This window comes from Salinarimonas soli (assembly GCF_008386575.1).
Lineage (GTDB): Bacteria > Pseudomonadota > Alphaproteobacteria > Rhizobiales > Beijerinckiaceae > Salinarimonas_A > Salinarimonas_A soli.
Map to the genome: position 1 here is coordinate 1 of NZ_VUOA01000020.1, position 11,812 is coordinate 11,812.

9 protein-coding genes and 1 pseudogene are annotated in these 11,812 nt (G+C 61.9%); 5 read left to right on the top strand and 5 right to left on the bottom strand.

Annotated elements, in window-relative coordinates:
- Positions 1–289: pseudogene (locus F0L46_RS11410) on the bottom strand (cytochrome P460 family protein); the annotation flags it as partial.
- Positions 290–2,295: 2,006 nt separating this feature from the next.
- Here F0L46_RS11410 and F0L46_RS27150 point away from each other — a divergent pair.
- Entirely contained in the window at positions 2,296–2,730 is a 435-nt protein-coding gene (locus tag F0L46_RS27150; RefSeq protein ID WP_438646670.1) for a helix-turn-helix domain-containing protein, read from the top strand.
- 65 nt (positions 2,731–2,795) lie between these two features.
- Positions 2,796–3,107, top strand: coding sequence for a hypothetical protein (locus F0L46_RS11420; RefSeq protein WP_149817564.1), 312 nt, complete (start codon positions 2,796–2,798; stop codon positions 3,105–3,107).
- Positions 3,108–3,111: 4 nt separating this feature from the next.
- Here F0L46_RS11420 and F0L46_RS11425 read toward each other — a convergent pair whose 3' ends face one another.
- Positions 3,112–3,456, bottom strand: coding sequence for a DNA-binding transcriptional response regulator (locus F0L46_RS11425; protein WP_149817566.1), 345 nt, complete (start codon positions 3,454–3,456; stop codon positions 3,112–3,114).
- A gap of 2,239 nt (positions 3,457–5,695) precedes the next feature.
- On the bottom strand, positions 5,696–6,574 hold the full coding sequence (locus F0L46_RS11430) for a hypothetical protein (RefSeq protein WP_149817568.1): 879 nt from the start codon (positions 6,572–6,574) through the stop codon (positions 5,696–5,698).
- Between the two features lie 1,403 nt (positions 6,575–7,977).
- Between F0L46_RS11430 and F0L46_RS11440 the strand changes: the two genes are divergently transcribed.
- Together F0L46_RS11440 and F0L46_RS26135 are read left to right on the top strand one after the other, a co-directional pair.
- Positions 7,978–8,256, top strand: a complete 279-nt coding sequence (locus tag F0L46_RS11440) for a hypothetical protein (RefSeq protein ID WP_149817570.1) — start codon at positions 7,978–7,980, stop codon at positions 8,254–8,256.
- Positions 8,257–9,220: 964 nt separating this feature from the next.
- Complete coding sequence (locus F0L46_RS26135) at positions 9,221–9,382, top strand: hypothetical protein (protein ID WP_188311930.1); 162 nt, start codon at positions 9,221–9,223, stop codon at positions 9,380–9,382.
- 314 nt (positions 9,383–9,696) lie between these two features.
- Here the strand turns inward: F0L46_RS26135 and F0L46_RS11445 are convergent, their stop codons facing one another.
- Both F0L46_RS11445 and F0L46_RS11450 read right to left on the bottom strand, forming a co-directional pair.
- The gene (locus tag F0L46_RS11445; protein ID WP_149817572.1) at positions 9,697–10,116 is read right to left on the bottom strand and encodes a Ros/MucR family transcriptional regulator; all 420 of its coding nucleotides are present in this window, start codon (positions 10,114–10,116) and stop codon (positions 9,697–9,699) included.
- 225 nt (positions 10,117–10,341) lie between these two features.
- On the bottom strand, positions 10,342–10,650 hold the full coding sequence (locus tag F0L46_RS11450) for a hypothetical protein (RefSeq protein ID WP_149817574.1): 309 nt from the start codon (positions 10,648–10,650) through the stop codon (positions 10,342–10,344).
- Between the two features lie 563 nt (positions 10,651–11,213).
- Here F0L46_RS11450 and F0L46_RS11455 point away from each other — a divergent pair.
- Positions 11,214–11,609: a PilZ domain-containing protein gene (locus F0L46_RS11455; protein ID WP_149817576.1), complete on the top strand. Its 396-nt coding sequence runs from the start codon at positions 11,214–11,216 to the stop codon at positions 11,607–11,609.
- Positions 11,610–11,812 lie beyond the last annotated feature (203 nt).

The window sequence follows — 11,812 nt, forward strand, 5'->3', positions numbered from 1 at the left end:
CGCCGTCCGGGAAGGGCTTGCCGTTGTCCGGAATGCCGGCTCGGAAGGCTTCGAGCGCGATCGGGTTGCCAAGGGTGACCGCGAAGTGCTTCTCGCTCTTGCTCAGCGAAATCACCGACCAGTCCTCGTATCCTCGGAACTCCGCGAACGAGAGCCCACCTGGTACGCTTATAGTGTACTTGTCCTGCTGCGCGACGGCCACGCTCCCGCAGACAATGAGTGCTGAGCTGAGAGCGGCACCGGCGGCTGCCCACAGGCGGCGGGAAGGAAACGGCAACATGCGTGGCATGACTGGCTCCGTCGTGATCTGGAACTACAGCTGGAGCGCAGCGCTCGCCGGAGATGCTCCGTATGCGAGCGCTAACGATCGGATCACATGAGCTTGGCAGCTTTGTCCGCCACGTTCTTTGACCGTCGCAACAAAGGTTTCAGGATCTTGCCGTCGCAAGTACGCGCGGTGTGGAAGCTGGGCGGTTATGACTGCCGAGAAGTTGGTCAGGGAATGTGCCGCTTTGAGGAGCGGCGGCGGGCGGCGAAGAATCGATCACCGGCCAGCGCCTGCTCTCCACCTACCCCGGCGCCATGGACGCTCGCGCTCACGAGACACGCGTGCCATGTTCCGGCGATCAGTCCATTGCGCCGGCCTGGAGACAGTGTGAGAGGCTACCCCGAGTCACGACGCCGGTTCCTTGATGCGGCCCGCCTTGCGCAGACGACTGATCTTGCCGGCCTTGAAGCTGACGTGCTGCGCGAGATGTACCAAGGATTTGCCGCGGTCGCCTGGTGCACTGACATTCTCAAGGACGAAGAGGCCGACGAACTCGGGCTGCCACGGGGCACGAACTATGCTCGTGCGGCTCAGCTGCTGCGACCACCTCGACAGGGACCTCGCAGCCGGGGCAACCCGACGCGAGGTGTGGCGGCCAGCGATCGTGAACGTTGCCCTCGCAAGCGAGTGACTAACCCCGCATTCACAGTCGAGCGGGATGCTGGCTTGTAGGGCCGCGTTGCGTATTAGGCCCTGGAGCCCTGCCGCGTTCGGAACTTACCGCGGTGGGGTTTTCCTTTGATGGCCGAAATCAGGAACATGGGTGAGGTCGCGTTCAACCAACTCACCCGCGGGGCTGATCAGTGACAGACGAACGGAACCGGTGGATTGCGCAGATTGATCGGGCAGTAGCCCGCGGGCCGACGATTGAGGGTCGCGCTCTCATGATTTTAGAAGCAGCCGCTCACCTGTCCGTGCTGCCAATGGCAGCAGGCGAGGCGCGCACGCTCGCGGATCTACGGCTGGCTGCTAAGACGATGGTGGGCATCCGAGAGGGTGATCCGCTCGCGGGTCAGGTTCTGCACCACCTCGTTACGGCTTGGTTCGCGTTCGAACGAGAGTGGCGCACCGACAGGGATGCTGCGCAATGAAGCCCCGCGCGTGCACATGCGCTCGGTGGATGCAGCACTTTGGTGAACGTCGGCACGGCACGATGGCCAAGCAGTAACGCCGCCGCAGCCCAGGAGCTCGAAGCCGTATCGGTATGGCCCCGGCCTCGCTCGCGTCCTCTGCCCCGATCCGTGCGCAAGTTTGCATCGCTTAACCTGCGATACAGCGCAGTGCCGAGCGCTCGGCTACGGCGAGCCTTTGCAACGAGGGTTCGCGGATGAGCGACGGCTCAGCGGAGGCACGGGTCAAGGCTGCGCTCTATCGGGCGAAAGCTGAGGAGACGAGAGTTGCAGCGGAAGGGGAGCGTCTGCGGCATCACCGCAGGCGGAAACTCGCCTACGCAGACCAGCTCGATAAGCTCGCAGCTAACCTCGAGGTGCAGGCAACCCGACCGCGCAAGGACCTGGAGTGAGCGGGGTCGGTCTCCTGCGACGGGCCCACCTTGAGCACAGGGGGCAGTGCTACGAGGTGCTGGCCGAGGCGCAAGGTGACGGCGCAGTGCTGGTCACGATCCTCGATGCGGAGGCGAGGCCTGTCGCACTGCCCTACGATGGTGCGGACGCGCCGCTGAGGGTGGGCTTGTACTCCGTCAGCCTTCCATCCCGTCTTGGTGCCGAGAGCACGGCCAGTGACTTTGTGAATGCGCTGATGAAGGCTGCGGCACAGGATCTCCGCAGCCTCTTGTGACGAGGTCGATTACGGGCTAGCCCTCGTCGTTTTGCACTGCGTGGGCTCGCCCATCCTTGCGCATCGCCCAAGCTGCACAGACCGCCATTTTTGCGTGTGCTCGACGGCATGGACGGGTTATCGTCCGCTCTGATCGCAAGTCCGCACACAACAACTTGGGGGACGACGCAATGGCCAAAGGTGAAAGAGTGCAGAGCGGCGACGAGCAGAAGGCGAATCCCAAGAGCATCAGCGCAGCGGACAAGGCCATGGGGATGCGGTTGCGGGAAGCCCGGCTCCAAGCCGGCCTTAGCCAGGAGAAGCTGGGCGAAGCTCTGGGCGTCACGTTCCAGCAGATCCAGAAATATGAGCGGGGCACGAACCGCATCCCGTCCGGACGGCTCAAGATCATCTCGACGACCATGAACCGGCCGCTCAGCTACTTCTTCGGTGACGACGATGATGGTGAGGTCACGGAGGCTCGTGCCGGGCTCATGAACCGGAACGCGGTTACCCTGCTGCGCTCGTTCAACAAGCTGTCCGACGCTCATCAGCTTGCCATCATTGCCGCAACCCGCGCCTTGGCAGCCTTCGAGGATGGCTCGGAGAGGGTTGCGGCCGAGTAGAAGCGACGTTGCCTGCCACCAGGCTCTAGCCCCACAATGTCGAGCGGCGAACTACAGGCACCTCGATGGCTGACCACATTGACGAAGAGATCTGGGAAATCACCCGCGAGCGCAGCCGCAACCGCATCAAGCAGATGGATGCGGAGGAGCTGACGGCCTACATCGCTCGGGCACTCGCTTGCGGCGCCTTCGAGCACGACGCCCTGCCCGAGGATCTCCGGCAGCCGCTTCACGCCACCATCGACGATCTTGCCGACGAGAGACGAGGCAGCCCAGAACAGGTCGCGATCGAGGCTTTCCGCTGGCATGGCTACCGCGCCGAGATGAGCACTACGGGCGAGCTCTCGCTGCTGCGGGCCATGTGGCTGCAGGGCTGACGCTTCAGCTCGCCAGCGCCCCTACAACGCCAACGAGTTGGCTCGGCGTGACCGGCGAGCGCACGATGGGCGCGCCACGGACCCGCGCTGTCTCCGGGATCCTCTGCGGTGTGGCCGCGGAATAGATGACGCCCACGTCAGGTCGAAGGGTTCGGACCTCACGCGCGAGATCAAGGCCACCGCGGTCGATGTTCGCGAAGAGAACAACCCTGCCTTGCTGCGCCTTCAGGCTCGCCGCGATCTCGGGTGCGGGCAGTGTGACGACCTCGTACCCATTCTTTGTCAGCGCGGAGGCCAGATCGCGAGCGACGACGGGGTTCTCGTCGGTCAGGTAGATGACAGGGCGCATTGCGATCGCTCACGGTGCAAAGGACGACGGTGAGGTCGTATAGTTAACACTGCCTTAACAGCTCCGGGGTCGCCCCGCTCTGGACGTTGATCCGGGTCTGGTAACCTCGCGTTTACCGCGACTGCCCATCCTGGCATTCGAGGCCGCGTTGCGTATCAGGCCCTGAGCCCCGCCGCGTCCCGACCTTCGCGGCGGGGCTTCCTATTTCAGCGGATCCCACATGCGCGACGGAACCGCCTTCTCCCACCTCGCCCGAGGAATGGCGCCACGAGTGTGAGCGAGTTTCAATTCGAACAATTCGACTGAGCGCCTCAGGGCTTTTCTGAAGCTTCATCCGCTAGGCTTCGACTGATCACCCCTGGAGGTCTCGATGCACCGCTCTCCACGCCTCTCCGCCGGGCTGGCCGCGGCATTGTTGGCCGCTGGCGGTATGCTGTTCCTGAGTGCTCCCGCGGAGGCTAAGCGCGGGTTCCGGATGGGATCGACAACGCGGCCGGTCGCGAGACCAGCCACCGGGGGAGCTGTGGTTATCATCCCGAGTGGCAGGGCGGGCACCTTCTCCGAGCAGAGCAGGCCGTACGCGGAGCGGGAAACTCAGGACTTCAGCCGCCTCGTGTCCCGGTCTCCTACGCCTTATCCTCCGCAGCCTACGACGGCTGCGCCGCCGCCGCCCAGAGAGACCACCACCTTTCAGGTTGACTCGTCCGGTGCAGCCGGACGCTTCGAGGTGCTCTCCCCCCGCGCTCCGTGATCCTGGCCCGGCGCATGTCGCTCATCGGCGGCGTAACTAGTTCCCGGAGCGCTGCGGCGGCCGACCGGCTCAAGCAAGACATGTACCGGCCGAAGGAGCTGCGGCGGGCGAAGCGGTAGGAGCGCCCTTGACCCTGAGCGGGAGAGATCCACGTAAGCCTTATGCATTTTACGGCGGTGCGCTGTGGATGAGCGGAAGGCTCTTGAATGCCAGAAGCGCGCGGATGAGTGCCGCGAGGCGGCATCGCGGACCAGGAGCGATCAGGCGAGAAAGGTCCTGCTGAACATGGCGAGCCACTGGCAGCAGCTCGCGGACTCGGCAAGGTGGCATGCAGCTAGACGAAAGCCCGATAGTGAGAGCGAGTGATCACCGGCCAGCGCCTGCTCTCCACCTACCCGGCCGCTAAGGTACGGATCGCCTGCAAGACTTGAGGCGCCTCGTGGCAGTTCGACAAGGCGGCTCTGCTGGAGAAGGTAGAATACGCGGGGCTTGCATCCCCTTGCTCGGAACTCGCCAGAGGCAAGGGCTGCACTAACGAGCAGTTCGTCGAGGCGCACGACCTGTGCGACGCCTATTATGTCGATCTGTGGACGCTGCCAGCCGCCTAGGATGGCCGCGGCGAATCGGGGTGCGGCATGCTTGATGACTTTGGGCAGTAAAGATACGGATGCACAGGCATCCCTAGTGCGTATCCCGGTAGATAGATCATAGGGAGTCAATTTTTAATGTGGAACGATGTTCGCAATAGCTATCATAATAATAATTATATCGGCGCTCTGCTCGGCGGTCGTGATCGATAGCAGAGACTGTTCTAAGTTCCGGATTGAGGATGAAGAGATCTGGTAGACGCCAGGGGTTGAGACCCGCTGAGTCCCTCCGCTCGTCAAATCCTTAGCAGATTAGCAGGTTTAGCAGCCGGGCATGGTAGCTCGACACGCCCTCGATCGCCCGCTCACCTGAAAATACAGGTGAAATACAGGTGGCGTTGGTGGTCGGGCGGGTAATCGGTGCCCACGAGGTGGACTCACACGCCTCAACTCATTAGCTCGCAACAGCTTTAGGGCAACTCCTGGGCCCAAAACCGCCTACCGACTCAGCGGACAAGGTGTGGCCGTGATAGCCACATCCACCGCGTACCGGTTCGCAGAGCGCGGTACCCTGACCTCGCGACGTGGAGATGGTGATGATGAGCCAATGGCAGGCAATTGAAACGGCACCGAAAGATGGCCGCCGGGTCCTGCTCTGGCACAGAGCCTGGTCGGCGCCAAGCACCGGCGTTTTTGTCCTCTCGCGAGGGAGATGGAGGATCGCTACCGACTTTGGGACCTTCAACCACCAGCCCAGCCACTGGATGCCTCTACCTCCAGGCCCGCATGGAACCTAACTTTTGTGGCCGACGAGCGCCTGAGGGACGGCTTGAAGAGGTGTTGAGCGCAGAGATCCAACTCAACCGCCTGGTTCGTGTTCGAGCGAGAGCCGCGGAGCGGATCAGCGTGTTGCCGTATCGTTTAACCGGTTAAGCGATGCCTCGAAGCGCGATTGAGCGTCCTTCGCGTATATGCCGGCCTTCACCATCGAGGCGAGTTCCTTCAACTTCACTCCAGTAAGTGAGTCATAGAGATCATCCAAATCTCTGCTGATCTGAGCCACCTTCGCCAAATCTCCCCGCCGATAGCTCTCGATCGCATCGAACAGTTCCACGGCGATCTGGGCATGAACACGCACCCGGGATGAGAGTTGTGGGTTGAAGCTCGAAAGCGATGTGACAAGGCTTGGCGGGAGCATGGCCTCTGTCACAAGTTCCTTCAATCGCTGATCGGCCTTTGAGATCCGCAATCGTGGGTCAACCCGCCCGTTGTGGATGCTGTTTAAAGACACAACCGTCTCTGACGAGTCTCCACCCACGCCGGCCAGAAGCGCGTCGATTGCTTCCTTGGCGGCCCGTGCCGTGTGGGTCAGCTGTTCGTCGCTCTCAACCGACATTTTGATTGCGTCATCGAGTTCGCGCAGCTCCAACGCTCGGCGATGGAGGTGTTCGATCGCGCTAGCATCCGCCTGCTGGATCATCACGCCAGTTTGCTTCGCTGCGGTCCTGATCTGCACCTCTGTGCGGCGGATCTGCTGAAACAGGAGGGCGCCGACAAAGAGCGCGCTCAAGACCGTGATGAGGGCAGTCGCAAGGATCTGATACCGGTTGACATAGTGCTCCACACACCACCACAGCGATGCAGCCGGCGCTTGATCGCGAATGGTCGCGATCTCACAAAGCCTGCTGCCAACCCGCACGATGCCCCAAACCCAAAACAGTGCGACAGCACTGAGAGCGGCTAAAAGGACAATCAACAGCGTCCAGATTTGTCGGGTCACGAGCCGCTCCTTGTGAAGCAGCACCGTAGCCCTGGGAACGTTAGAGCTGGCTTAAATTGGATTGAACAGGTGCCCCGATTGGATGTCAGGGTGCTCTGTCCCTTTTCCTCAGATTGCTGCCCCTTGTTGGTCAGGGAGGTACATGGGGCGGCCAGTGTTTGAAGGGGCGGCTCACCCGTTACGACGGGCAGATAACAGGTAACCGGCGCGCGTGCCGGCGGCGTACAGGGGTAGCCATATCCGCAGTCCGCCTTGCCGTCAGGCGACCCGTACAAGCCTCAACGGCGGTTGCCTGGCGCGCTCTAACAGTCGGCTGAGTGCGTGGCCGATCCGGATGTCCCGGTAGTCATAAATTGGGGCCACCCCTGCCGAGTGATTGCGCAAAGCCGCAAGGGCCGCGTCATAGATGGCGCGTTCGGCAGCCCGGAAATCGCTCACGTGGTTCTCTGGTCCGCGCCGGCGCGGGGTCGAATCGGCTGCATGACCAGCCTACACCGAGGCCATCCTGACACCGCTTAGACCTTGTGCGGACGCCGCAGATGCAGGCCGGGGCGCTGCCAGTGTCGTAACTGGATTGCTGAGCCCGCAGACCGCCCCGAATAAGTGACTGCGAATAACTGCGGAGCCGGCAAAGGGCCGGCTCATAGCATGAGGCGCACATCCCAGAGGAATTGCCATCATGGCAACGCCCTCGAGAGCAGTAGGCGCGGGTGCACGGGGCCGCGCCTACAGGGGCCAGTCGACGATGAGCGATCCGCATTGCCGGCGCTCCATAAGGGGATACAGGGACGGGGATTGCTCATGTCGAATGCACGAGGCAAGCTTCGTGCGCGTCGAGTGTTGATGACGCCTCCAACCTGCGTGCACCTGCCGTTCAGGCCGCGATCTCTCAGCCGGGGCGGCGTCCCAATGTGACATTCGGAAGGACTGAAACGATGCGCCGAACCCCGGCTGCGGACGAGGCCGAGATATGCCGCCTCTACACGGACGAGAAGATGAGCACCGGGGAAATTTCTCGACGTTTCGCTGTGTCGCGGGACGCCGTGCGCAACATCCTCGCTCGCAACAGCGTACCTCTGGATCACTCCCGCCGTGGTTTCCGGGTGATGTCACCTGAAAGGCATTATGCCATTGCCTCTCGAGGCGGTGCGGCTGTTCCAGCCGAGAAGCGGGCGTTCGCACGAGATCGGACATTAGCTGTCGAAAGCGCACGAAAGGCACGCAGCCTAGGGGCAAAAGGCCCTGATCGGGACAAAGTAGGTTAGTCGCTTGGGGCGGCAACCGCCACGAACGCCGTCGCGACCATGATGGTAGGTTTGCGCGCCCTTGCCGCCAACGATAAAGCTTAGCCAGGCTGTGAGGGCGTATGCGCCATGTGGTTCGAACGGTGGCGGTGGACCTACATGCTGATGACGCGCATGGACATGCCGATCACCAGCCGCCACGGCTCGGCGTTGTTCCTCATGATCGCGCACTCGGCCAAGCACTTCCCGGCCGTGCTGGACAAGGCGATCACGGTGCGGCAGGCGGTGGTTCTGTCCGCGTTTGGTATGGCTCACAATGAGGACGCTCGCGCAGCGCTCGAGGAACGCCTCAAGCTGCCGGCGCCAGCAGTCCAGCAGCTCCAATTGCGTCTCGCACGGGCTGCTCGGGAGATAGTGCGGGACGCTCGTCTCGGGTGAAGGTTCAGGGTGGCAGCCGCAGGAGCCTCGGGGAGCTCTGACCTCACTTCACTCCAGGAGGCTTCTTTCCCGCTTTCCGAACGCGCAACAGCCCATCGGCCGCAGACAGTTCCTCCAGCTCGGCGACTACCCTGCTGACGTCCTCCCCGATCGCTCCGCGGCGCCTGCGCCATGCCGTGAGCCGGATCGCAATCCATCCCCAAAGCACTCCGGCAAATGGGAAGCTCAGCGCTCCGAGAAACAGTCCTTGGTATGACGAAATCAAGCCGGCGGTGCCGAGGCCTCCGGTAAGGGCTGCGAGTACGACCGGGAACATAGTACACCTTGCGCGACGTACTGAGCATACGCTCGGAAGGAAACGACTTCAGCACTATCGGGATCCTTCGCAATTCGATTGGGTTGCCGAAACAGTTAATTTTTGACGCTCCAGTGCTGCGATGATCCTGTCCGTCACTGGCCCGAGCGGCGCCTCCTGATCCCTCGTCCCGGGCGACGACGCGTACATCACGGCGAGACCGCCACGACTTGGATCAGCTCTTGGCAGGATAGGGGGGCGGGCGCCGCGAGTCGAAATAGCAGAGAGCGCGCCTAACACCCACAAATTTGCAGCGAAGGCTGTCTTTCTCGACAATGGCTGTAAAGGCCCGTTAGCGCCTGAGTGGCAGGTATCAGCAATGATCACGGCCACCCACATCTCGTTTCTCGGCACCACCCTTGTGGCCGCAGTGCTTCTCGGACTCGTGGCCGAGCTGATGTGGGCGGGAGAGAATGAGCGCGATCCCAGCATCCTGAAGCGGCTGAAGCTCCGGCGCTGGCTAAAACTACCTTGGAAACGGAGCAGCAAGCGCAGTCAGAGATGATCTGCTCCGATGTCGCTGCTGCTGATAGAAGTTGTGTTATGTTCAGGTTCTGCGGCGGATCAGGCCCCGGCGGAGAGCTAACTGCCTCGTTCGAGGACGCTCCCATGAACCAGCTATCCCGAGACGACACGTCCCAGACCCGTCACATCAGCCTGGCACCGGTCCACCCGAGCGAGCCCATGTGGACGCTGCTCGCACTCGGCGCGATCATCGTAAGCGCAGCCGGAGGGGTGATGTTCGTGCTCTATGCGGCTTTCGTCCTGTGAGGCTTGCTCCGTAGCGACCGCTCGGGTGAGCACCCCGTAAGCGTCCAGGCGAGAACAGGTGCTTCCCGGGAGCGCAAGCCGTAGTCGCGTGCCGGCCTCATCTTTAGCGGAATAGCAGCTTTAGCAGCATGGCAGGACTCCTGCGTCATGTGAGTCCACCAGCCGCTTTCCGATCCCTATGATGCCGTAAAGCCATGTCAGGCAACGCTTTCGGAGGCGTAAGTCGTATTCATTCAAGGGGAGCACCTGCCCTATGCGGGGCACGAGGATAAGCTCGAGACGGACGCCTCTAACCTAGCCGCCCCCGAAGCGACCTACTTTGCCCGCGCTTTCCGACGAAACTGACTGAGACCCATCTCCTTTGCGCGCTGTGATCTCTGCTGCGAGTAGTTCACGGCAACCATCGGGTAGTCGTGTGGAAGCCCCCACTTCGACCGGTACGCCTCCGGGGTCATGCCTCGCGCGCGAAGGTGCCGCCTCAGAGAGCGATAGGGTTTCCCGTCCTCCAGACTGATCAGGAAGTCGGGCGTCACCGTCCTCCGGATCGGTATGTGTGGCTCTGGGCGCGCTGGCTTCGAGGCAGGTCGCTTCTCTAACGCCACGAGGGCGGTATGTACCGACCCGATCAACTCCTGAACCTCTGCAAGCGTCAGGTGATTTTGCGACACGTAGGCCGCCATGATGTCCGCTGTAAGTTGGATGAGCCGTACGCGCTGGCTACCCTCGGCGACCATGTTTTGTAACTCCGGATCCGTGATGCCTGCACGATCTGGCGCGTCAGCAGGGTAGGTCAATGCCCTCGCTAGCAGCGACGAGGCTGCCCGAACCACTCTCAATCGCTTCCGGCCGCACCTTTCGTGGTCGCCGCTTGAGCGGCTAGCAACATACAAGGCGCCCTGGCCTCAAGGATGTGAAGCGCCGGGTTGGACAGCGGCATGACCGTTCCGCCGTCACGCAAGTCACGCCCCATCGCGGCTTTGGTTCGGCCCACAATCTTCGGCGCCACGGTGGACGCCAGCGCTTCCATCTTCAGCGGTCCGTTCCGTCAGCCAGAAGACGGCAGCCGAGCCGAGCAGAAATCCTGCCTGTAGTGCGAACCACATCACGACGGTCTCGACGAGCACACCTCCGAGCGGGATGTCCATGACGGTGTAGCGAGCGCCCTGGGCGATCATGACGGCGATGCTCATTAGCGCGAGCGCATAGACCCGAAACAGGGTACCGAGTAACGTGCCACAAAAAAGGGAGCCGACAGATAAAATTAGCATGAAAAACCCTCAACGTTCGCACTTACCTTAGCAAGTTGTCATTCTTATCGTAACCTTGCATCGTAAACTCAGTAAACACGGACAACTGAAGTCAAAACGGCGCAGATATGTAAATTTTTATGATCCCGAAGCGGTCGCGACTGCACACCAGACCGCAGGCGGGGCACGACTACAGGCGCATTTGCTTGGTAAATAAGGTGAGCAGATTGTCGCAGCTGTGTGGCTGCTTCATCCCGGCCGAGGCTGCCCCTCCACGACATCCACCGATTGGGAGGTCTCGATTACGCCCACCTGCCTCGTCCTTAGCAGATTAGCAGCTTTAGCCGAAACGCGGCCAAACGGGCTGCAGGCGACGCGACATGCACTGGAGCTATGACCGCCAACGTTGCGGCTCAGTGACGAGCAATATCACCACGCACACGACGGGCGTCGGCTGAGCGGCAACCAAAGCTTCATCGAAAATAAGCATTGCTTAACTACTCATCGATAGCTGGACGGGTAAGCGGGAACTGGTTTTACCCCTGCGCGTAAAACCGCATCCTATTTTGATGAGCGATAAGCCCATGCAAGACAGCCGCTCAGCGCCCCGCCAGCGCGCATTTCTACAAGGCCGGATCATATTCAACGGTGGCAACGCGACGCTCGATTGCACGATCCGGGACTGGTCAGCCGGCGGCGCGCGGCTTGAGCTCACCAACACGGTCACGATCCCGGATCGCTTCGACCTGTTGGTGCCTCAGAAGGCGGCGACCTACCAGGCAACGATCGCTTGGCGGCGAGAGAACGCAGTCGGTGTCTCGTTCCTCGACGACCGTGCGCAGGGGCCCGCTCTCAAACACCGATCATCGCTCGACGAAAGAGTTCGGGATCTGGAAGCCGAAGTTGCCGATCTGCGGCGCATCCTGGCGCGGATGGAGGCGCGCTTCGGCAGAGGCGATCCTGCACCTGGCATCGGCTAGACGTTCAGTCCCGGGGTGGGGTGCGTCGGAATGGTCCCGCACGGCACTGCCGCGTTGATGCTGGCTCCCGTTGCGCCAGGTCACACGAAGAGGGGCCGTGTCGTATGAACCCCTTTGGTGCGGGCGCTACGGCGTGGCGTGATTGCCATGGCAGTTCCACCTTTCCCGGCGCGCCAGTTCCAATGCGTAACGATATCGAACCG